General features: G+C 33.9%; 29 protein-coding genes and 1 tRNA gene. 27 read left to right on the top strand and 3 right to left on the bottom strand.

Annotated features, from left to right (window positions below):
- Positions 1 to 26 precede the first annotated feature (26 nt).
- The 3 genes from C6989_RS02790 to C6989_RS02800 all read left to right on the top strand — a co-directional run bounded on the left by C6989_RS02790 (position 27) and on the right by C6989_RS02800 (position 1973).
- Complete coding sequence (locus tag C6989_RS02790) at positions 27 to 785, top strand: rhomboid family intramembrane serine protease (RefSeq protein WP_182126293.1); 759 nt, start codon at positions 27 to 29, stop codon at positions 783 to 785.
- 33 nt (positions 786 to 818) lie between these two features.
- Complete coding sequence (locus C6989_RS02795; protein ID WP_014964007.1) at positions 819 to 995, top strand: tautomerase family protein; 177 nt, start codon at positions 819 to 821, stop codon at positions 993 to 995.
- A 171-nt stretch (positions 996 to 1166) separates the two neighbouring features.
- On the top strand, positions 1167 to 1973 hold the full coding sequence (locus C6989_RS02800; protein WP_182126294.1) for a carbon-nitrogen hydrolase family protein: 807 nt from the start codon (positions 1167 to 1169) through the stop codon (positions 1971 to 1973).
- Here the strand turns inward: C6989_RS02800 and C6989_RS02805 are convergent.
- The gene (locus C6989_RS02805; protein WP_148702616.1) at positions 1957 to 2415 is read right to left on the bottom strand and encodes a DNA topoisomerase; all 459 of its coding nucleotides are present in this window, start codon (positions 2413 to 2415) and stop codon (positions 1957 to 1959) included. The two genes, C6989_RS02800 and C6989_RS02805, sit on opposite strands and share 17 nt — an antisense overlap.
- A gap of 47 nt (positions 2416 to 2462) precedes the next feature.
- Between C6989_RS02805 and C6989_RS02810 the strand changes: the two genes are divergently transcribed.
- From C6989_RS02810 to C6989_RS02850, 9 genes are all read left to right on the top strand, one after another.
- Positions 2463 to 3626: a thiolase domain-containing protein gene (locus tag C6989_RS02810; protein ID WP_148702617.1), complete on the top strand. Its 1164-nt coding sequence runs from the start codon at positions 2463 to 2465 to the stop codon at positions 3624 to 3626.
- 1 nt (position 3627) lies between these two features.
- Positions 3628 to 3993, top strand: coding sequence for a Zn-ribbon domain-containing OB-fold protein (locus C6989_RS02815; protein ID WP_148702618.1), 366 nt, complete (start codon positions 3628 to 3630; stop codon positions 3991 to 3993).
- Between the two features lie 70 nt (positions 3994 to 4063).
- On the top strand, positions 4064 to 4225 hold the full coding sequence (locus C6989_RS02820) for a hypothetical protein (protein ID WP_182126295.1): 162 nt from the start codon (positions 4064 to 4066) through the stop codon (positions 4223 to 4225).
- A 138-nt stretch (positions 4226 to 4363) separates the two neighbouring features.
- Positions 4364 to 6529, top strand: coding sequence for an anaerobic ribonucleoside-triphosphate reductase (nrdD, locus tag C6989_RS02825; RefSeq protein WP_148702619.1), 2166 nt, complete (start codon positions 4364 to 4366; stop codon positions 6527 to 6529).
- A 203-nt stretch (positions 6530 to 6732) separates the two neighbouring features.
- Positions 6733 to 9384, top strand: a complete 2652-nt coding sequence (locus C6989_RS02830; protein WP_148702620.1) for an adenosylcobalamin-dependent ribonucleoside-diphosphate reductase — start codon at positions 6733 to 6735, stop codon at positions 9382 to 9384.
- A gap of 46 nt (positions 9385 to 9430) precedes the next feature.
- Positions 9431 to 10546: a hypothetical protein gene (locus tag C6989_RS02835; protein ID WP_182126296.1), complete on the top strand. Its 1116-nt coding sequence runs from the start codon at positions 9431 to 9433 to the stop codon at positions 10544 to 10546.
- Between the two features lies 1 nt (position 10547).
- Positions 10548 to 11216, top strand: a complete 669-nt coding sequence (locus C6989_RS02840) for a ribosome biogenesis protein (RefSeq protein WP_148702622.1) — start codon at positions 10548 to 10550, stop codon at positions 11214 to 11216.
- A 22-nt stretch (positions 11217 to 11238) separates the two neighbouring features.
- Positions 11239 to 11312 (top strand) — tRNA-Gly (locus C6989_RS02845).
- An 88-nt stretch (positions 11313 to 11400) separates the two neighbouring features.
- The gene (locus tag C6989_RS02850) at positions 11401 to 11667 is read left to right on the top strand and encodes a ribonuclease P protein component 4 (protein WP_342399208.1); all 267 of its coding nucleotides are present in this window, start codon (positions 11401 to 11403) and stop codon (positions 11665 to 11667) included.
- A 164-nt stretch (positions 11668 to 11831) separates the two neighbouring features.
- On the opposite strand, the gene C6989_RS10160 is transcribed toward C6989_RS02850, so the two are convergent.
- Both C6989_RS10160 and C6989_RS10165 read right to left on the bottom strand, forming a co-directional pair.
- Positions 11832 to 12020, bottom strand: a complete 189-nt coding sequence (locus C6989_RS10160) for a hypothetical protein (RefSeq protein ID WP_255464621.1) — start codon at positions 12018 to 12020, stop codon at positions 11832 to 11834.
- 177 nt (positions 12021 to 12197) lie between these two features.
- The gene (locus C6989_RS10165; protein WP_255464622.1) at positions 12198 to 12401 is read right to left on the bottom strand and encodes a hypothetical protein; all 204 of its coding nucleotides are present in this window, start codon (positions 12399 to 12401) and stop codon (positions 12198 to 12200) included.
- Between the two features lie 226 nt (positions 12402 to 12627).
- Here C6989_RS10165 and C6989_RS02860 point away from each other — a divergent pair, with 226 nt between their 5' ends.
- The 15 genes from C6989_RS02860 (at position 12628) to C6989_RS02930 (ending at position 22469) form a co-directional block, all read left to right on the top strand.
- Positions 12628 to 13080: a 30S ribosomal protein S19e gene (locus C6989_RS02860; protein WP_148702623.1), complete on the top strand. Its 453-nt coding sequence runs from the start codon at positions 12628 to 12630 to the stop codon at positions 13078 to 13080.
- Positions 13081 to 13087: 7 nt separating this feature from the next.
- A complete protein-coding gene (locus tag C6989_RS02865; protein ID WP_148702624.1) occupies positions 13088 to 13369 on the top strand; it encodes a DNA-binding protein in 282 nt (93 codons plus the stop codon).
- A 42-nt stretch (positions 13370 to 13411) separates the two neighbouring features.
- Positions 13412 to 14488, top strand: coding sequence for a zinc-binding dehydrogenase (locus C6989_RS02870; protein ID WP_148702625.1), 1077 nt, complete (start codon positions 13412 to 13414; stop codon positions 14486 to 14488).
- A gap of 7 nt (positions 14489 to 14495) precedes the next feature.
- The gene (locus C6989_RS02875) at positions 14496 to 15350 is read left to right on the top strand and encodes an HpcH/HpaI aldolase/citrate lyase family protein (RefSeq protein ID WP_148702626.1); all 855 of its coding nucleotides are present in this window, start codon (positions 14496 to 14498) and stop codon (positions 15348 to 15350) included.
- 609 nt (positions 15351 to 15959) lie between these two features.
- Positions 15960 to 16103 carry a hypothetical protein gene (locus tag C6989_RS02880; RefSeq protein ID WP_182126297.1) on the top strand — a complete coding sequence of 48 codons (144 nt, stop codon included), beginning with the start codon at positions 15960 to 15962 and terminating at the stop codon, positions 16101 to 16103.
- A 64-nt stretch (positions 16104 to 16167) separates the two neighbouring features.
- Entirely contained in the window at positions 16168 to 16872 is a 705-nt protein-coding gene (locus C6989_RS02885; RefSeq protein ID WP_182126298.1) for a tetratricopeptide repeat protein, read from the top strand.
- A gap of 54 nt (positions 16873 to 16926) precedes the next feature.
- Positions 16927 to 17511, top strand: coding sequence for a riboflavin synthase (locus C6989_RS02890; protein WP_182126299.1), 585 nt, complete (start codon positions 16927 to 16929; stop codon positions 17509 to 17511).
- Between the two features lie 78 nt (positions 17512 to 17589).
- The gene (gene ribB, locus C6989_RS02895) at positions 17590 to 18255 is read left to right on the top strand and encodes a 3,4-dihydroxy-2-butanone-4-phosphate synthase (protein ID WP_182126300.1); all 666 of its coding nucleotides are present in this window, start codon (positions 17590 to 17592) and stop codon (positions 18253 to 18255) included.
- Positions 18256 to 18257: 2 nt separating this feature from the next.
- The gene (gene ribH / locus C6989_RS02900) at positions 18258 to 18674 is read left to right on the top strand and encodes a 6,7-dimethyl-8-ribityllumazine synthase (RefSeq protein WP_148702630.1); all 417 of its coding nucleotides are present in this window, start codon (positions 18258 to 18260) and stop codon (positions 18672 to 18674) included.
- Entirely contained in the window at positions 18671 to 19423 is a 753-nt protein-coding gene (locus C6989_RS02905) for a GTP cyclohydrolase IIa (RefSeq protein WP_148702631.1), read from the top strand. The genes ribH and C6989_RS02905 overlap by 4 nt, the downstream gene beginning before the upstream one ends.
- Complete coding sequence (locus C6989_RS02910; protein WP_182126301.1) at positions 19417 to 20607, top strand: amidohydrolase family protein; 1191 nt, start codon at positions 19417 to 19419, stop codon at positions 20605 to 20607. Before C6989_RS02905 ends, C6989_RS02910 begins: the two co-directional genes overlap by 7 nt.
- On the top strand, positions 20594 to 21250 hold the full coding sequence (locus C6989_RS02915) for a 2,5-diamino-6-(ribosylamino)-4(3H)-pyrimidinone 5'-phosphate reductase (RefSeq protein WP_182126302.1): 657 nt from the start codon (positions 20594 to 20596) through the stop codon (positions 21248 to 21250). Before C6989_RS02910 ends, C6989_RS02915 begins: the two co-directional genes overlap by 14 nt.
- 36 nt (positions 21251 to 21286) lie before the next feature.
- Positions 21287 to 21523 (top strand): SWIB-MDM2 domain-containing protein, encoded by a 237-nt coding sequence (locus C6989_RS02920; RefSeq protein WP_148702634.1) that lies wholly within the window; start codon positions 21287 to 21289, stop codon positions 21521 to 21523.
- A gap of 95 nt (positions 21524 to 21618) precedes the next feature.
- On the top strand, positions 21619 to 22176 hold the full coding sequence (locus C6989_RS02925; RefSeq protein ID WP_148702635.1) for a hemerythrin domain-containing protein: 558 nt from the start codon (positions 21619 to 21621) through the stop codon (positions 22174 to 22176).
- 2 nt (positions 22177 to 22178) lie between these two features.
- Positions 22179 to 22469 carry a hypothetical protein gene (locus C6989_RS02930; RefSeq protein ID WP_148702636.1) on the top strand — a complete coding sequence of 97 codons (291 nt, stop codon included), beginning with the start codon at positions 22179 to 22181 and terminating at the stop codon, positions 22467 to 22469.
- The last annotated feature ends 37 nt before the right edge of the window (positions 22470 to 22506 follow it).

A 22506-nucleotide genomic window follows, 5' to 3' on the forward strand; every position in this document is an offset into this window, starting at 1 on the left:
CAAATTTCATTCAAGCTAAACAACTAATGCTACCATTAAGAGATGAAAACCCCCATCCTCCAGGATTTAAACCAAAAATTACAATTGGATTAATTATTCTTAATGTTGCAGTCTTCATATACGAAATAGCTTTTACTGGTCAATTCTGGGAGTTTTCTAACTCTAGGGCTGCTTTGATGTTCTTTGAATGGGGTGCAGTTCCTAGCTGTGTTACTGGTTTTTCATCAATGATTCAACCAGGAATTTCATGTCCTGATACTCCATACTTTTCATTATTTAGTTCAATGTTCATGCATGGTGGTCTGATGCACTTGGGTGGTAACATGTTATTCTTGTGGATATTTGGTGATAACATTGAACTAAAGTTTGGCAAAGCAAAATTCCTCTTAATCTATCTCGCATGGGGAGTTGGTGCAGGTCTAGCTCACATTGTAATTGATCCTACAAGTTCTATTCCTGCAGTTGGTGCATCAGGAGCCATATCTGGTATACTTGGTGCATACTTGGCAATGTTCCCTAGAGTTAGAATTACTACTTTTCTTATGTTGGGATTTTTCTGGAGAATGATGCACATTCAAGCAAAATGGTTCTTGCCATTTTGGTTAGTCTTTCAGAATCTCTTACCATTTTTCATAGGTGGTTTTGGTGTTGCAGGTGGTGGTGTTGCATATATGGCACACATTGGAGGATTTGTAATTGGATTTGCAACTGGATATCTCTACAAAAAAACACACAGCTCTGAGTATACTTATGGTACAAGATACGGATACAGACCAGATTATTGAAAGCATAAATTCCAGAATCTAGTTTGAGTTTTCATGCCGTTGATTACAGTATCAATGTATCCTGGACGATCACAGGAACAAAAAGATGAGTACGCAAAAGCAATCACAAAATCAGCTGTAGAGATTCTAAAAACAAAAGAGAATCATGTTATTGTTGTTTTTGAAGACAACCCAAAAGAAAATTGGTTTTTGGCAGGAAACCAACTTTAATTATTTTTTTAATAAAAATTTGACTGGAAAAATCCTGCCAGTCACAGGTTGACATACACACTATGGTCGGTTTAATTTCTATTAAAACAACTTTGGATAATAACAAAATGGTACATTTTGCGATTGTACCAACCGTTTATCCTTTTATTATCATATTACTAATGATTCTCAATGAAAGTTGCAGTTGTACAATTCAAAGCATCAACTAACAAAGAAACCAATCTAAAAAAAATTATCTCCTACATCAAAAAGGCAGCTTCAAAAAATGCAACTCTTTGTGCGTTTCCAGAATTTATGATGTCTTACACAAATTCTACTCAAACACCAAAGCAACTTGCTAGTTTAGCTGAAACCATTAATGGAAACTTTGTAAAAACTATTGCAAAGGCTGCAAAAGAAAACCAAATCCAAGTTGTTGGTTCGTTTTATGAAAAGAGCAGAAAAAAAGACAAAGTCTACGACACTTCGTTTGTAATTGATAAATCTTGCAAGGTGATCTCTATTTATCGAAAGATTCACCTCTATGATGCATTAGGTTTTAGAGAATCAGACAAGATGGCATCAGGCTCAAAGATTGCAAAGCCTGTAAAGACTACGTTGGGAAAAGTTGGAATGATGATATGCTATGACTTACGTTTTCCAGAAATGTCACGTTCACTTGCAGCAGCTGGCTCTGAGATATTGATTGCCCCATCAGCTTGGGTCAAAGGTAATATGAAAGAAGAACATTGGATTACAATTAACAAAACACGTGCAATTGAAAATGGATGCTATGTTATTGCACCTGATCAAGTTGGCAATATCTATTGTGGAAGAAGTCTGGTTGTAGATCCATATGGAAAAGTTTTGCTTGACATGAAAAAGAAACAAGGAATAGGTTATGTCAATATAGATCTCAAAAAGGTAAAACAAACACGCAAAGTACTACCGTTATTAAAAAACAGAAGAACAGATGTTTATCCTACTTTGAAGGCCTGACTCTACTTTTACAATTAAAATTTGAACATTGTTTTGTCCACTTTTGTTTTCTAGAGTAACGAAAAATTATCATTGGCCATTTGCATACATCACAAGGACTCTTTATTGCTCTAAGCTTTGCCTTTTGTAGTAAGGGTGATGATGCTTTACATCCTCCATAAAAGTTAGAACAACCCATGAAACGCTTTCTTGTTGTTCTAGAACGAATTACCATTAATTCCCCAAGTTTGCATTGAGGACATGGAACTAGTCCGTTTTTTGGAGAATTTGTTCCAAGAATCATGTATTTCTTGTCTTTTGAGGACCAAGAAAGATACCCGTTACTATCTAGATATTGAATTATTTCTTTTTTGAAGATGCTAGTTTTTGACTTTGTAGTTTTGACTGAATGTCTAATGACAGTCTTTTTGATCTGAATTGTCTGAAGTTTCTTTGGTGGCATGTTTTATGATTAATTTACTAAAACGATTTTTATAGGGACTTGGGTCAGTGACATTTGTGGAAAAGGTTTGTGTTCTTGGCGCAGGCAGCACTAAATATGGAAAATTAGCCGATAGTATTGCAGATATCACTACTCAGGCATCAGTTTCAGCCATAGAGAGTGCAGGAATTTCACCTAAAGATATCAAAGCATCCTATATCTCAAATGTATTTGGCGTTGCAGACAAGCAGGTACACATTGGCCCTGTCTTGATGAGTAGATTAGGAATACCAGATAAGCCATCATTAACAATAGAGTCTGCCTGTGGCAGTGGCTCTGTATCATTTAGAGAAGCCTATGCAAATGTTGCAGCAGGATTCTATGATTGTCTTTTAGTTACTGGTGTTGAAAAAGTAACACATACAGGAACTGAATGGACTACAACTTACTTTGCATATTGTTCAGACTTTTTCTATGAAGGCCAAGCTGGTGCATCATTTCCAGGATTGTTTGCATCAATGGCAAGAGCTTACATGACAGAGTTCAATACAACTGAAGAAGACTTTGCAAGAGTTGCAGTAAAGAATCATGATAATGGTGTGTTAAATCCAAAAGCTCACATGCAGAAAAAAATTACCATTGAAGATGTAATGAACTCTGCAGTAGTTGCAAGTCCCCTAAAACTTTATGATTGCTGTCCATTCTCTGATGGCGCAAGTTCTGTAATTTTATGTTCTGAAAAGTTTGCAAAAGAACACGGCGGTGATTATATTGAAGTAATTGGTTCAGGCCGTGGTGGTTCACCAGCTGCATTACAAGGACGTGAACACATGACAACAATTCCTAGTACAAAACTTGCAGCAGCTGATGCATACAAGATGGCAGGCATTACTGCAAAAGATGTAGACTTTGCAGAAGTACATGATTGCTTTACAATTGCAGAAGTTGTTGATACTGAAGACTTGGGTTTCTTTGAAAAAGGACAAGGTGTTCAAGCAGTTCGTGAAGGTAGAACATCACTAAATTCTGATATTTCTATTAATCCATCAGGTGGTCTTAAATCAAAAGGACATCCAATTGGTGCTACTGGTGTTGGACAAGTAGTTGAAGTATATGATCAATTAACTGGAAGAGCTGGTGCAAGAACCGTTAAAGATGCAAAGATTGGATTAACTCATAACTTTGGTGCAACTGGTGCAAGTTGTGCTGTTCATGTATTCCAGAGTGTGTAAAATGTCAGTTGAAGAACAAGTAATTGAAAATGCAAAAAATGGCAAACTTTTAACTCACAAATGTACTGATTGTGGATTCCTTCATCTATCTACTGCATATTTTTGTCTAAAATGTGGAAGTAAGGGCTTTGAGGATGTGCTCTTGGAGGGTACAGGCCAGGTTGCAACTTATACCATAATTACCGTGGCTCCTGCAGGCTTTGAGAAATATACCCCATATGCCTTTGTTGTGCTTAAATTAGACAATTCAGATTTGAGGATTTCAGGATTTATGGCAGGAATTGCCAACCCTGCTGATCTGCCCGTTGGAACCAGAGCAAGAATCACTGGTTTTGATGAAAGAGGAATTATCATCGAAAAGCAGTAAAAATATTTGTTTGAATTATTAAAAAAAATCAAAATCGATTCTTAATTATTTTGCATCACTGATCGTTATCATGTCAGTAGAAGTTACATGTGGAAAATGTGGTGAAAAGATCACAAACATGAAGATGTTAAAATCTCTAAAAGATGTAATGAATCCTTATAGTGGAAAATGTCCGTCATGTGGACAAAAACTCTCTACATCCGAGTTTTCATTAGATGTTCAAGAAAAATGATCTAATCATATTTGATCTTTTTTTACAATTTTTAAAAATTAGATCTCAAATCTTTGTATACATTTAGAAAAATGATCAAAAATGATCCAAAGTCATACTGTCATAAGTCTTAATTAGTGCGTTTTTTTAGAAAAGTACATGAAAATGAGTGATGAGGAATTAGAATTAGATCTTGAGGGTGATCTAGATGTTGAAGATAATGATCTAGATGTAGACTTAGATGACGATTCAGATTCATCAAAACGAGGAGGCATTTTACAATCTACCTCAAAACGTGTCAGAATGATCTTCTCTGTAATGGCAAGCCCTAACAGAATCGACATTCTCAGAATCTTAAACTCAAAAGGACCTTTAACTTATTCAGAATTAAAATCACTAGCTGGTTTCAAATCCAAAAAAGAAAGTGGCAAATTTGCATATCACTTGAGAAAATTACTTAGACAATCACTTGTTGCATTAAACAAATCTGAAAGACGTTACACAATCACAAATCTTGGAAAATTGGTCTTAAGCTTAGCAAGACAGATTGAAGAAAGATCAATTATTGAAAGTGGAAAGATGTATGTCAGAACATCACATGAGTCCATTGAAGAATTTAATTCTCATAAAATTATTCAATCACTTGTTCGTGAGGGTAGCCTCCCACTGGAACTTGCCCAAAAAATTACTGAAGAAGTTGAAAATAGAATTTACAAGTATCAAACTACCTATCTTACAGGCTCGCTTATCAGAGAAATGGTAAATTCTGTGCTCTTAGAGCATGGCCATGAAGAATATCGTAACAAACTAGCACGTCTAGGCTTGCCAGTTTATGATGTTCAAGAGATGATTACTAATTTAGACAATGTAGATAATGGTGCTGAAGGTCTTTTGTTTAGAACAGGACAAAGAGTTTTTGCTGAACATCTTCTTACAAACATTTTACCAAAAGATGTAGCTGACTCTCATCTTTCTGGTGATCTACATATTGCAAATCCTGGAATTTGGTCAATGATTCCTGATACAATATTTGTTAATGTTAAAGAATTAATTGAAGATGGAATTGATCTTGGTGGAAAATATCTTGATGTTTCAAGAATTCCTGCATCAAAACAATTAGATGAAATTACAAGTGCATTGTCTGTTGTAATCTCTCTTCTTTCAAAAGAAGCTTCACAAGAAATTGTACTTGATGGATTTGTTCAATTGTTCTCAAAACATTCCAAGTCACTTTCAGAGCTAGAACAAAAATTAACTGCAGCATTTGCAACTGCATCTACAACTTCTAAATACAACAAATCAAGTACCAATGTTTCAATTAGACTACAGTTAGGTTCTGATACAAAAATAATTAATTCAATAATTTCTGCATACAAAAACTATACAAAGATTACACCAATTCCAAAAATTGGTCTAATAATTGACAATGACAAAGGAAAGATCACTGATGTATCTGCAGATGTTGCAGAAATAATTTCTATTGGTGGCAAAGTAATGTTTGCTAAAGGACAAACATCAAGTTCTGGAGTTACAAATGGATCAACTAAAAATTCTGGTCCACTATCAATTATGCTCCAATCAGTATCAATTAATCTACCAAGGTTAGCATTTGAATCAAACAAAGATGAAACTTACTTTAGAGCAAGATTAGCATTGTTGATGAAGCCAGCTTTATCATCTATGGCTCTAAGAAAGAAAGACATCTCTGATTTGACTAGACGTGGATTGAATCCAATCTTAGCCAAGAATACTCAATACATGCAGCGAAGTACTGTTTCACTAGTTGTTAATTTAGTGGGCCTCAAAGAGGCAGTCTTTAACATCCTTGGATTCCAGGATAATAAGGAAGGGCGTGAAATCCTTCATAAGGTAATTGAGACTGCAGTTGATGTAGGTGCCAAAAAAGGTAAGGAATTAGGCGATCCTGTGGCTATTTGCATGACTGAAACTGAGAGTTCCACCCGCTTTGCAACCCTAGATGGTGAGAAATATGGTAAAAATTCATCTCTAAACTCCATGGAAGGGGATTCCTACTCTGAAGGAATCAAAATTGACGCATCTGTAATATCTGATTATACCAATAAGAGTGAGTCAATCTCTGAATGCAACAAACTCTCAAAGTTACTCAACGGAGGTCTGTTTGTTACGCTGAACATTGATAAAAACGCAAAGCCTGCAGAAATCAAAAAAGCAATTGAAAAGACAGCAGACCTTACAACTTCTTTCAAGCCTGTTCAAGATATTGCAATATGTGGTGAGTGTGGATTTAAGGATGAGCCATTTGAAGACAAGTGTCCAAAGTGCAAGTCTCCATATGTTGTCTGAAATTCATAAATGAAAAACTAGTTACGATCATTTTTGAAAACTTTTTGATCTGTTTCAGACAGCGATTTTCGTTAACTAATTGTAGTAATTATGCCAGTATGAAGTTCATAGTAGTGGTGTCAATATTTTTGAACTGAACTTGAAGAAAAAATTGCAGAATCATTTATACCCATATTGATCATAACCCTTGCGGGGAGATTATAATGGATAATTCACAAATAGAAAATACGATCAATGAGATCCGTAAGCGCAGTGGTGCAGTAACGGCTTTCAATAAAGATAAAATTTCAAATGCCATATTCAGGGCATTGGCTGCCACCTCTAAAGCCGACCGTGGTCTAGCCGATCAGTTAGCAGATAATGTTGTTAACAAATTAGTAGAACAAGGATTTACTAGCTCTAGAACTCCAACAGTTGAGGATATTCAAGATATTGTAGAATCTACTTTAATTGATAGTGGTAATAGCGATATTGCAAAAGCCTACATTGTTTACAGACATGAGAGAAGAAAACTAAGAGACGAAAAAATGAAGGTCTTGAATATAAAGGCCTTGGATCCAGTTTCCAAAAAGTTTGACTTGAATTGTCTAAGAGTCTTGGCATCAAGATATCTCTTTAGAAATGGAAAAAATGAGATTATTGAATCTCCAACTCAAATGTTTGAGCGAGTTGCAATTCTAGTTGGAATTGGTGATATGCTATATGATGCACAAGTCTTTGACAAATCTGGAAACACTACTCAGGATGTAGAGGAAGCAAAATCTTATCTTGAAAAATTGGATGCCTTTGATTATAAATTCAAAGTTGGAGATTACTTTTTCAACAAATGGCATTTCAGATCCCTGATCAATCACTATGTAACTCTTGCAAGCAAAGGTCAGATGAAGGTAAGCTTCAAAGAACTTTTGACACTACTTGCAGCAAAAAAACTAGATAGTTATGCAGACAAAATTACAGAATACTTTGATCTGATGGTTGCACAAGACTTTTTGCCAAATTCACCAACAATGATGAATGCAGGTGGAAGACTAGGCCAGCTTTCTGCATGCTTTGTCCTTGGAATGAATGATGGTATGGAAGAAATCATGAAATCAACTTCTGATGCTGCATTAATCTTCAAATCAGGTGGCGGAGTTGGAATCAACTACTCTGATCTTCGTGAAGAAGGTGATATTGTAGCCTCAACATCAGGCGTTGCATCAGGTCCAGTGTCTTTTATGAACATCATTAACACTGTAACTGAAGTTGTAAAACAAGGTGGAAAGAGACGTGGTGCTAATATGGGAATTATTGAAGCATGGCATCCAGATGTTGAAAAATTTATCACAAACAAAACAGAACCTGGGGTTTTAGAAAACTTTAACGTCAGTGTAGGTATTTGGGAAGACTTTTGGCATGCACTTGTAAACACAAGTGACGGAAACTATGTCTTACGTAGTCCACGTGATAAAAAACCAGTTAAAGAAATCAATGCACATCAATTAATTGATTTGATTGCACTATCTGCATGGAAGAGTGCAGAACCTGGGTTGATCTTCTTTGATCAAATTAACAAATACAATGTATTTGCAAAAGCAAGACAAGCACCATTACGTGCAACAAATCCATGTGGTGAACAAAGTCTTTACCCATACGAATCATGCAATCTAGGTTCAATCAATTTGGTAAATCTTGTAAAGAGACAAGCAGATGGAACCTATGAATTTGATTGGCAAAGATATGAGGAAACAATCAGAAAAACTACTAGATTCCTTGATAACATCATAGATGTTAATCACTATCCAGTTCCAGAGATTAATGTAGCATCAAAAGAATCTCGAAGAATTGGTTTAGGTGTAATGGGAGTAGCTGATCTCTTGTACAAACTAAGAATTCCATACAACTCTAAAGAGGGATATGAACTACAATCCAAACTATCTGAAGCTTTGACATATTATTCCATGGAAGAAAGTGTTGCACTTGCAAAATCTCGCGGTGAATTCCCACTATGCTCCAAGACTGAATATCCTGAAGGAAAGATTCCTGTTGCAGGATACTATGAAAAACCAAAAGAATCTCACTCCTATGAATGGGGTGCCCTAATTGAGAAGATAAAGCAATACGGAATTAGAAACGTCTTGACAACAACAGTAGCCCCAACAGGTACTCTGTCAATGATTGCAGACTGTTCAAATGGAATGGAACCTGCATTTGCATTGGTATTTGAAAAACGAGTTACTGTAGGAAGATTTTTCTACACAAACAAAATTGTTGAACAAGTCCTAAAAGAAAATAATCTGTACACAGACGAAATTCTTGCAAAGATTGCAGACAACTATGGTTCACTAAAAGGAATTGAAGAGATTCCTCAATGGATGCAAGATGTCTTTGTAACTGCAATGGATATTCACTGGGCTGATCACTTGATGGCCCAAGGTGTATGGCAAGACTGGATTGGAAACGCAATTGCAAAAACAATCAACATGCCATATGATGTTACCGCTGAAGATGTAAAGTCTGCATATCTATTGGCACACGAAATTGGACTCAAGGGCATTACAGTTTACCGTGATGGCTCTAGACATAAACAAGTTCTTCACATGACAAGTGATAATGCAGAAAAAATATTTGATGTTACTCCAAGTGAGCATGTAACAGAATATGTTACAAAAAACATCACAAATCCATACATCAAATCACAAGTTAATGCAGCACTTGCATTAAAAGTACATGATGAAGAAATAAAAGCTGAACCAATCCAACAAGAGGAAGTTTCAGAAGATCGTCTATGTCCAACATGTAAGAACAACCTTGTATTTGTGGAAGGTTGTAGTATCTGTATTGAATGTGGATTTAGTGGTTGTACTTCTGGATAGATAACAGAATCACAACTTTTTTACTTTCTTTTCTTTTTGGGTTAGTATGAATAAGAAGATTCTAGGCGTAGGTATAGGCATAGCTGTAATTATAGCAATATCAGCTGGAGTCTTGAGTATTCCTAGTTCTGAAGTCACTCCTCAAAAGACTAATGAAAAAATTGGATTAGTAATTAATTCCCCTAATCAGGCTACAACATTACAAGAGTTAGATGAGATTTATTCTACTGCATCTGAATCTGGAATTGGAAGAAGTAATGTCTATCTTTTTTGGAATCTGATTGAACCAGAACGTGGAGAATTCAATTGGCAGTACTCAGATGCACTAATGAGCTTTAACAAAAAAAATAATCTTAAAGTTACACTTTACTTTTCAATAATTAATGGGGAGACTTTAGGTCCTTTCCCAAACTGGATTGGAAAACCCCCAATCCAATCTCTTGGAGAAGATAGAGTGGTAAGTGTACTTGATGCAATTTTATCACGATACAACATTATTGATACTGTAATTCTTGCAGGACAAACAGAATCCCAATTTCGATATCATGAGCAAAACATCCCTGCTTACAAAGAATTATTCACAGGAGTATATGATGAAATTAAAGAAAAACATCCTGATGTAAAAATTGGAAATTCATTTGCCTTGCATCAGGTTTTAAATAAAAATTTGAAATATATCGTAACTGATTTGGCTATAGGTGATTTTGTGGCATTTTCTTATTTTCCTGTTGATACTTTATATGAAATGGTAAAGACTCCCCAACAAGCAAAAGAAGAACTAACAGAAATTTTTGATTTGGCAGGAGATAAGAAAGCTGGAATTTTTGAGATCAGTTGGAGCACGTCTGACTTTGTTGGTGGAAATCAAGACTCTCAGCTTGAATTTTTAGAAAAATCTTTTGAATTTTATACAGAAAATGAATCAGAATTAGAGTTTTTCACCTGGTACAGGCAAAATGACAAGCCTGAAGGAACCTGCACATTTGAAGTACAAGATATTGGAGAAAGTAAACTTGAGGTTGAGGGTTCTGGTTTTGGAAGCAGTGAACATGTAATTGAGAGATTAAATCATTATGTTTGTAGTGCTGGCTTGTTTGATGAGAATGGTAATCCTAAACCAAGTTGGAGTGAATTTAAAAATCAAATTCAAATGATAAACTAAAATGATTTCTTTAATTTTAGCTGAATCGGCATTAGAGCTTATCCCCTCTGAATTAAAACACCATCCATCAGTAATTTCACATGCACAAAAATTAGGAAAACTCTCATCTGAAATTCTATTAGATAATTCATGGCACTTTGCAGCTATGAAAGGAATTGATAATGAGTTAAAAAGAGGACGCCCAGATCTTGTACATTTTTCAATACTTGAAGCTACAACCATTCCACTTTATACCAAAAACAAACTCAAATTTTATGTTCATACAGTTGATGATAAGGTAATTTCCTTTGGTCCAAATGTACATGTGGCAAAGTCTTATCATAGATTTGCAGGATTGATTGAAAAATTATACAAAGAAAAACAGATAACTGCAAATAACGAAGTTCTTCTTGAAATCAAAGACAAGACATTTTCAGAACTAGTTGATGAAATTAATCCATCCAAAGTACTTGGATTTTCAACTAAAGGTAACCTGAATTCATATGAAAAAATTGCCACAGAGATTTCAAATGATTCTTGTCTAGTATTTGGAGGATTTCAAAAGGGACACTTTTCAGATATGATTGAAAAAAAATTCACTACAATGTATTCTGTTGGTGATGAATCCTTTGAAGGTCATACTGTAGTTGCCAGAATGCTCTATGAGTATGAAAAAACCATTTTTATGTAGGCACAAAAATTTGCACTCTGTTGCAGTCATAGTATAGCCTGGTTAGTATTCGGGGTTTCCAACCCTGTGACGCGGGTTCGAATCCCGCTGACTGCATTTCTTTGATTCTAATAAGAAGTAATTTTTAGGTGTAACTTTGGAAATTATTGTGAAACCTGCAGTAAGAAAACTTGCAATGGAGAGAATGCACATTCTAATTAAAAATGCAATCAGTAATGCAAAAACAGATCCCAAATTATCTCAACACCAAGCACTACTTGCTCGTAGGATTAGTACTAGACATAAAATTCGAATGCCTTATGAACTTAGAATGGTTTTTTGCAAAAAATGTAAATCGTTTATTGCTCCTGGAGTAAATTCTAGAATCCGTTTGGGCAGATCATCTGTCAAGGCAGTTAGAATATCTTGCTACTTGTGTGGACATACTTATCGCAAAATAATATCTAACTAGTCCTTTAATCTCTTTGAATTGTATCTTGTCTTAACTATTTGAGATAAAGTTTTCAGATAATGCCGTCTTACTATGGATTTTGTATAATTATATTTAGAGGTGCACCTGTTTTGCCTGCAAATACATTCAAACTTGCTGAAGCATCTGCATCAATTGAAGTGATTTTACCTTGTGGTATCTGGGTATACAATAATTCTATCACCTGGGTTGAGTGCAACTGGTGCTGAAGCTTGCATAAGACATAATGTTTCTTTTGTTCCTACATCACCAAAATCAATCTCTAATGTTGTGTTATATGGAGTTATACATGATATTGTTACAGAATCACCTGTAGTATCCAGAGTATCTTTCATTAATGTACCTGCTCCACTTGTTCCAGTATGTTCATACAAACTCTGGAAGTTAATTACAGATACTCTAGTTTGATCCTTATCAAAATACCAATTTGATAACGGTACTGTAACACCTCTAACTTGAATGGTCTCTATTGAAACAACTTTTTTACCATTGTTTCTGACTCCAGCTGTTCCTCATGCATCACCTACTGAATCAGTAGCATTTACCCACAAATTCATTCCTAAGACTACTATGCTGTCTTGTTGTGTTGAAGTCTGAAACAGACTAGTTCCATACAAACCCGAGCCAGCACCTAGTACGACAGATGCAACCAAAATAATTACAGTTGTAAGTACTGTACTAATTGTCCTTCGTCTATTCAGAACGCAGTTTCTCATACTAACAAAAGTTCTAAAAAATTACATCTCATCTAGTATGTAATTTTTTAAAATTACTCTAAACCACACATGAATTCATGAATGCAAAAAACTCCAATTTTCATTATTTGACAAAATTAGCGATCTGAGAAATTTACGCTGAAGTTTGTTTAGAAACCAGACACAATATCTCAATNAGACACAATATCTCAATGATTTATAAGACGATTCTCGATTTTTTGTCTTCATGGCAAAGGTGTACGACGTACCAGCAGATGTATTGATAGGAAAATTAGCTGATGTTCTAAAAAATGAGGATATTCCAGCACCTTCTTGGATTCCATTTGTAAAAACTGGAGCTCATGCAGACAAGCCCCCACAAAACCGTGATTGGTGGCATACTAGATGTGCTTCAATTATGAGAAAGATTTACCTTCATGGACCAATCGGAATTAATGAATTAAGAAAAGATTATGGTGGTGGTAAACCATCTGGCTATGGAGCAGCTCATCACAAAGACGCTGGTGGCGCAATTATTAGGAATGCCATACATGGATTAGAAAAATTAGGCTATCTTGAAAAAGTTGAGAAGAAAGGTCGTGTAATTTCTAAACAAGGAATGCAAAAACTTGATAGACTGTCAACAGAAATTCTAAAAGAGATGATTGTTGAGAATCCTCAATTGAAAGTATACACTTAGATTCAAAATGAGCTTCCCTGAATCAAACGATCAACCTCAAGACAATACAAATCATGAACTAGCTGCACAAAAAGAACAAATTCTTAAACAGATTCTTGTACCTGAAGCAAGAATGAGATTAAACAATATTAAAATGGTAAAGCCAGAGTTGGCCGATCTTGTGGAACAATATTTGATAGGAATGGCAACGCAGGGAAAGATACCTGGTCAAATTTCTGACGATCAATTAAAGCAAATTTTGCTTTCTACCCAACAACCAAAACGAGATTTTAAGTTCAATCGCGTCTGATCTCAGATAAAATATAATTATGGGCAAGTAGCGGGTTATTTCATGAAAGCCGTTGTATACAATGAATATGCACCAGATGATAATTACGCTAAGATCCTTAAAGTCCAGGATATAGACGAACCAAAACCAAAACCAGATGAGGTTATTTTTACAAATAAAGCATCTGCCCTAAATTATAATGATATTTGGGGAATGAGAGGAGTGCCAGTTGCAGTTCCTCTTCCACATGTTTCTGGTTCTGATGTAGCTGGAGATGTTATCGCCGTAGGCGAAGATGTACAAAATTTCAAAGTAGGTGATAGAGTTGTCTCTCATTCTAATTTAGCATGCAGAGTTTGTAAAGCATGTACTGATGGAAGAGAATTTGATTGTACCAAAAGACAAGTTTGGGGTTTCCAGACTGGACCTCTTTGGGGTGCATACTCTGAACAAATTCATTTACCAGAAGTTAATGTTTCAAAAATCCCTGACAGTGTTTCATATGAAGATGCAGCAGCAGCTTCAATGACCCTTTTAACTTCATGGCACATGTTAGTTGGTAGAGCAAACATTACTCCAGGACAAACAGTACTTGTAATGGGTGGTGGTTCTGGTGTTGGAAGCTTTGCAATCCAAATTGCAAAATTATACAACTGTGATGTAATTGCAACTGCTAGTCCAGACAAATTAGATAAATGTCTAGAACTTGGTGCAGATCATGCAGTAGATCATAGAAAAGACGACTGGCAAAAAGAAGTCTTTAAGATATCAAAAGAACTAGCAAAAACTAAAGGTGAAGCACCCGGAATTGATATTGCATTTGATCATATTGGTCAAACTCACTTCAACAAACAACTAACCTTACTCAAGTATGGTGCAACTCTTGTCTCTTGTGGTGCAACAACAGGTTATGATGCACAAATAGATCTTAGACACATATTCTTCAAAGGAATTAACGTCCTAGGTTCAACACAAGGAACAAAAGCTGAACTTGATCAAGGATTGTATTGGATGGGTCAAGGAAAACTAAAGTCTATTGTTGACTCTGTTTACACATTTGAGCAAGCCGCAGAGGCTCACACAAAAATGTTACAGGGTAAATTCTTTGGCAAAATCTTAATGAAGCCTGAAGGCGCTTAGTCATTTAATGACTCAGCTCTTCAGAAGTCTTATTTTTGTTCCTGGCAACAACCCTAGGTTTCTTGAAAAAGCAAAAAAACTACAGGCTGATATTGTTTGCTTTGATTTAGAGGACTCTGTACCAGATAATGAAAAAGTAAATGCAAGAAAATTAATCAAATCTGCACTTAAATCTAGAAAATCATACGAGTCTTCAATTTTTGTTCGTACAAATTCTCCTTTGTCTAGCAAAATTCCGTCTGATCTTAAAGAGATTGTTCAAAAAGGAATCGATGGAATTGTTATTCCTAAAGTCAATAATAAACAAGAATTGAAAAAAATTGAAAATATAATTTCAGGATTGGAGAAAACGCGAAAACTAAAACCAATACAACTAATTCCTTCAATAGAATCTGCTGAAGGTGTTGTTAATACATATCAAATTGCTTCTAGTAGTAAAAGAATCGTTGCAGTAGTTTTTGGTGTATTTGATCTTCTTAATGATCTTGGTGTGGAGTACACTAAAGATTCTGAAGGAGCAAAATACTCTAGACGAAAAATCCCTGTAGATGCACATGCTGCAGGTGTTGTAGCAATAGATGCCATTTGGCAAGATCTCAAAGACTCGAAGGGATTAGAAAAAGATTGTAAAGTTGGAAAAAGTTTAGGTTATTCAGGAAAAAGTATCATTCATCCAGATCACATTTCTGTAACTCATAAATTATTTCATCCAAACAAAAGTGAAATTTTGTGGGCAGAAAAAGTTTGTAAAACCTATCTTGCATCAACAAAAAAAGGAAAAGGTGCTACTACCGTTGATGGAAAAATGATTGATGAAGTTCATTTTAAACAAGCAAAGGCACTCCTTGATCTTGTTAAATAGGCTATTCTAGATTTTTAATAATTGATTTCATTACAGTGCTATTTTCAAATATTTTTTTATTTACAATTGCACTTACTGTAAATTTCTCCTTTTTGACATCAATTAAAATTTCTTGGAAAACGCATTGAATTTTTGATATTTTCTTACTTTCACTTTTTAAAAGACTAGGAATAATTTTCCTAATTTCGTCATTTCCAAATACATCAAAAATAAAGTGAACTAGTTTTGAATCAATAATAGTAATTTGATAATTTTCTTTTATTTTTTTTTACTTGGAATATTTCTTCTAAACATTCTTTTTCTAGTTTATTGATATCTAATTTAGAATTTTCTTTGATAACTTTTAACGATATTTGAAAATGTTCTGTTGAAAGCTTGCCTATCGGTTCTAGAGTTTATGCAATTAAGTAAATTCAAGAGAATGAACCTAAAGTACGAATCATTGCAGTTACAGCTGATACAAGTAGTCAAACTGAAGAAAAATTAAACGTACCTGTAATTCAAAAACCATTTAATATTGAACACGTTATTTCACGCATAAATGATTAATTCCCATTTTTGGGATATTTCATATAGTTATATATTATAATTATCATAAATTAGTATAAGATGGCTAAACGAGTAACCATAATGATTGATGACGACATAGACAAGAAACTACGACTTCGTCAAGCAAAATTGATTCAACAAGAACAAGCATCTTACAGTTATTCCAAAGTCTTAAACGATACCATTCGTAAGGTCTTAAAATAACTAAAAATATTTTCCTCTTTTAGAATAGGTTAAAGATAATGAATTTTTATTCTAATTATTAGAAATGGTAAATCTGTTAGATCCCAGTAATGTAATTACTAGAATGTTTAATGCAGGAAAATACGAGGAGATGTGTAACTATTGTAAAGGTCTACTTGAAAAAATCCCTAATGATATGGTTGCACTACAAAATCTCTGTCTGGCTTTGATTCATTTAAAAAAGTATCAGGAGGCCATAACATATTGTGACAAAGTTCTTGAAATCAAAGAATTTGATACATATGCATTAAAAAATAAAATTTATGCTCTAGAAAGCCTAAATCAATATGAACAAGTTTTAAAATTATGTGATCAGATTCTATCCTCCAACCCACATGATACTTGGACACTTAACAGTAAGGGATTGTCCTTGAATGAATTAAATCGACATGAGAATGCCCTTGAATATTATGATAAAGTACTAGCGATAGATCCAAACGATGTCACAGCCTTGATGAATAAGGCTATATCTCATAGCCATTTGGGAAATTATGAAACTGCCATAGACTTTTACGATCAAGCACAACTAGTTGATTCTGGACTAAAAGAGATACCACCTGCCAAATCTAAATTATTTGAAAAATTGGGTCAGAGTGATAATGCATTTTTGGCAGCACAAGGAATTCTTAACAAAGATATGGAAAAAATTAAGATGGATGCAAAAGAAAACAAATGTTCTCTTTTCCATCAAGTTTGTGAAAATGAATTTAAGAAATTAGATAAAAAATAAACTTAAATTAAAATTATCTAAATCATTTTATACACGAATTTGTAGATAGTTTTATTGTTTACAGGTATTATTGAAGGAATAGGTAAGATCGAAAAAATTTCTAAAAATACAAAAAATAGAAGTGCAATTCAAATGACTGTGAATTTAGGAAAGCATGCCAAGGGGTTAAAAATTGGTCAAAGTGTTGCATTAAACGGTGTTTGCCTAACGGCAACAAAATTATCAAAATCTAATTGTATGTTTGAAATGATTGAAGAGACAACAAAAAAAACTGATCTTGGAAATCTTAAAGTTGGTGGGATTGTAAACATTGAACGCAGCTTAAAAGCTGGAGATAGATTAGAAGGTCATTTTGTTTTAGGTCATGTTGATGGAGTAGGAGTAGTCAAAAAAATTTCAAAAAAACCTAAAGAAGTTCAAGTTTGGTTTGAAATACCTAAGAAATTAGCAAAATATGTTGTCAAAAAAGGCTCTATTGCAGTTGATGGAATTAGTTTGACTGTAGTTGATATTAAAAATAATCTTGCATCTGTTTCATTAATCCCTCATACAATTGAAGTTACAAATTTTCAAACCAAGAAAGTAGGCGACAAAGTTAATATTGAAACTGACATTCTTGGGAAATACATTCTAAAATAAACATAATAATCTACCATTTTAGTAGTAATTACCAATTTTTTAGTAAACTTTATAATCAGTTTGAAGATTTTTTTGTTTATGTCTCTTGAATCTGCATTACAATCTCTAAAAAGAGGTGAGTTTGTACTTTTGTTTGATTCTGCTGGAAGGGAAAATGAGATTGATATGGTAGTAGCTGCAGAATTTGTAACCTCAGAACATGTTGCTAGAATGCGTCAGCATGCTGGTGGATTGCTTTGTATTGCAATAGATAATAATTTTGCAAAATCACTTGAATTAAAATACATGCATGAAATTCTATCTGATTCCTTAATACCAAACAAGGAAATGATTATGGGATTAGCTCCTTATGGTGATCACCCCACCTTTTCATTATCTGTAAATCACTATCAGACGTATACTGGAATTACTGATAATGACAGATCTTTAACAATACGTGAAATGGCAAATATCTACAATGTTGAAAATAAACAGAAAAAATTTGCATCGTCTTTTAAAACTCCAGGACATGTTCCCTTGCTGATCGCATCAAAAGGCTTGTTGGCTGCACGTCAAGGGCATACAGAAATGTCTGTATATCTTGCACAAATTGCTGGTTTGATTCCAGTAACTGCAATATGTGAAATGATGGATGCTGAAACATATACTGCATTATCAGTTGATAAAGCAGAAAAATTTGGAAAACAAAATGGAATTCCATTAATTGATGGAAAAGAACTATTAGAATACGCTAAGGTGCATTAATTTTGAATATTGCGATAGTGATCTCGGAATTCAATGACAAAGTGACATCTAGAATGCTTTTGGTGGCACAAGAAAAAGCAGATTCTTTAAAATTAAAAATAATTCATACCTGTTCTGTACCTGGTGCCTATGACATGCCTATTATTGTTGATGCCCTTTTGCAGAAAAATGATGTTGATGCTGTAGTCACTTTGGGTGCAATTATCAAGGGACAAACAAAACATGATGAGGTTATCTCTCATGCAGCTGCTCAAGCACTTACTGATTTATCTATAAAATACAAAAAACCTGTATCTTTAGGAATTTCTGGTCCTGGAATGCAAGAAAGACATGCACATGCCAGGATAAGACCAGTAGCTGAACGTGCAGTAGAAGCAGTATTGAAAATCTCCTCAGAACTAAAAAGGATTCAAAAATGATTCAACTAAGTATTTTGAAAATAACTGGTTATGGTCCATGGACATTAACTCTGGGTAGTGACAGAGAACATGAACTACAAATGCTTCAGGCTTCTCTATACAAACAAGTACAAAAATTATTTTCTGAAAAAAATTGCCTTGTTTTTCTTAATAGGTCTGATGAATTTTTTGCTGTTTCAAATGGCCTTGGATTAGAAGATCATATCCAAATTCAAAAAATACTAGAAAAATCCTTTGATATACGCCTTACCATTTCAATTGGATTTGCTGAGTCTCCCTTTGATGCAAATTTGAAGGCATATGAGGGAAAGAAAAATGAAATTGTTTTAGATAAACAATACAACATTTTTGGTTTTGTAAATGAGACAACTGATTCTACTGTTACTATAATGCATTTGGATGTAGATGATCTTACTTCTAAAAGAACAACAAATTCACCATATGAAATTTCATCAATAATTTTTCAACTTTACTCCAAAATGTCAACATATTTTCTACAAAAAAATTCACTTACATTTTTCATGGGTGGTGATAATTTTATGGTGGTTGCAAGTAATGATGCAAAAAACTCTGTGCAAGATTTTATTAATATGATAAAAAATGACGATAAAATTTCTTTGAATTGTGGAATTGGTAATGCAAAAACATGTAGAGATGCTGTAAAATTAGCCACAAAATCATTAGATACAATTCGTGAAATTCGAGATTCAGGGAAAGAAAAACCTGAAGTTTATGAATTATCATGTTAATCAAAAACATCAGTACTCTTTTAGGAAAAGAATTAGACTATATTTCTGAAACAAATATTCAAATCCAAAATGGAAAATTTAAACAAATTCAACCCAACATTAAACCTAATGTTAAAGAAGAGTTTATTGATTGTCAAGGGCTTTTACTAATTCCTGGATTCATTAATGCACATACTCATATTGGTGATTCTATTGGAAAAGATGTTACACTAGATAGTTCAGTAGACAAAAAAATACATCCAGTTTTTGGGGCTAAATCAAAAATTCTAAAAAATACTCCTCCTGAGAATCTTACTGATTTTATGAAAAATACTTGTCACTCCATGATTAGAAAAGGAATCACCACTTTTGTTGATTTTAGGGAAGGTGGCTTAGATGGTGTTCTTTTATTAAAAAAAACATTATCTGAAATTCCTATACGTTCAATTATTTTGGGGCGAGTAGATTTTTATCAAAACCCAACTGAAATCAAAAAAAATCTACCTATTTCTAAAGAAAAATCTAAGGAATTACCACTAATCCTTCAGAAATGTGATGGAATTGGAATCAGTGGCGCAAATGAGAATAGTAACTCAGTTCTAAATCACTATTCAAAAACATCAAAGATTAGAGCAATTCATTCTTCTGAAACCAAACAAAGTGTTTCTAGATCCAAAAAAATGACTGGAAAATCTGAAACAATTAGGGCATTATCCCTCAAGCCTCATTTTCTTGTTCACATGACTTATGCATCAAAAAATGACCTTCATGTTGCAGCAAAAAAAATTAGAGGAATTGTCATTTGTCCAAGGGCTAATTCTTCGTTGGCTGAAGGAATTCCTGACATTACTTTAATGCAAAATGCTGGTTGTACTCTAGCGTTAGGCACAGATAATGTCATGATAAACTCACCTGATATGTTTAGAGAAATGGATTATCTTTGGAAAGTAACAATGGGCATTCATAAAAAAAGAATCAACCCTAAAGATATTCTAAAAATGTCTACCGTAAATGGTGGAAAAATATTGAAAAAAGATATCGGAATTATTGAAACAGGAAAAATTGCAGATTGTATATTTCTTAACAAACATGCATTAGACTTGGAACCAATGCATGATCCATACGCATCAATTGTTCATAGAGCATCTGAATCTACAATAAAAGCAGTAATGATTGGAGGGAAAATTGTACATGGAAAACTCTAGACCCCGCATAATTCTTAGTACAGCAATATCCATTGATGGAAAGATTGCAACTAAAACAAATGATTCAAAACTTTCATCAAAAGAAGATATTAAAAGACTACATAAATTACGTTCTAAAGTAGACGCAATTCTTGTTGGAAAAAATACTGTCTCTTGTGATGATCCAATTTTAACTGTTCGATATGCTAAAGGAAAAAATCCAATTAGAATTATTTTAGATTCTCAAGGAACTATTTCAAAAAAATCAAAAATTTTACAATCATGTGATAAAATTCCAACTATAATTGCAGTATCAAAAAAAATTCCACAAAAAAATCTTGAAAAGTTACAGAAATTTCCTATTGAGATAATTATTACTGGAAAAGATTATGTTAATCTAAAATTATTATTAAAAAAACTATCAAAAAAGAAAATCAAAACAATACTAGTTGAAGGTGGGGGAACTGTAAATTGGGAATTTGTTAAACACAAACTTTTTGATGAAATGATAGTGACTCTATCTCCATTCTTAGTTGGCGGTGAAGATGCTATTTCCTATGTAGGTGGTTCAGGATTTAGTAAAATTTCCAATTCCCCAAATCTTAGACTTAAATCTGTAAAGAGGCTCAAAAATCATCTAGTTTTACATTACGAAAAGCTCTAAGTTCTTATACTTTATTTGAAATACAACTACAAGAAATTGGCGGTAAAAAAGAAAACAACCAAAAGAAAAACTACCACAAAAAAGAAGGCAGCACCAAAAAAGAAATCTACTAAATCAAAAGCAAAGAAACCAGCATTTGGCGGATATGCTATTAGTTTTGCAGGTCGCAAAGAAACTGCTGAACAAATATTTGGTAAAAAACCAATTGCCCCTAGTGAAATGACCAAAAAGATTTGGGCATTTGTAAAATCAAAAAGCCTTTCTAATCGTTAAACCCATTTGTTAACGAATTATCGTTAACTAATTTCTATATTTTAATTATTTTTAAAAAAATAAGATATAGATACTGGAATTAATTTGAATTTATTATGTCAACTACATCATTAAGACGTGATCATGATTTAATTGAAAAAGTTATCAAAGCAATGGACGCAACCATTCAATTATTAAATGAAAATAAAAAAATTCCTGAATCTATTCTATTACCTGTTATTGATTTTTCAAAAAACTTTACAGATGTATGTCATCATAGTAAAGAAGAAAATTCTTTATTTCCTGCCCTAGAACAAGCTGGAATGCCAAAAAACATGGGTCCAATTGCAATGATGTTGATGGATCATGAACGTTCTAGAGAAATTGGAGCAAACATGGAAGCATCTGCAAAAGAATATCTTTCTTCAGGCGATTCTTCAAAATTAGTTAGTGATATGCAGCAGTATGTTGAACATATTACAGAACATCTCTGGAAAGAAAATAATCGCTTGTTCATGATGGCAGAAGCTCGCTTGCAATATGTTGCACAAAAAGTCGATGGTCAATTAAACGAGATTGAAGCAGAAAAACTCAAAGACTTGGGAAAATCCCGCAAACACTATGAAGAACTTGCTGAAAATCTAACCCGAGATGTTGCTGCTCAAGGAAACTAGGCTTGACTCATAGTATATTTGGTCAAGTAATTGCTGTAAGAAAATTTGCCAATGGAGATATTGAGGTAGATTTCTATCATGATGATCAGGTTACAGAGTATAGATATTCATCTGATACTGGCCGCTTGGGAAATTTTCCAAAAGAATTGGTCGAATCTTTAGCATCTACATTGGCCACTGATATTTGTATTGAAATCTTCTTTGCTGATGATGGAACCCCAACTCATGTAGAATTAGAAGAATGTGAAGATGATGAAGAATATGACGAGGACCTTGTCCCAGAGGAATCATGAACCCTGGATGTATTTCAAAGCTCAAGGCGTTCCCAAA

Origin of the sequence: Nitrosopumilus sp. b2, from assembly GCF_014078535.1 — an archaeon.
GTDB lineage: Archaea > Thermoproteota > Nitrososphaeria > Nitrososphaerales > Nitrosopumilaceae > Nitrosopumilus > Nitrosopumilus piranensis.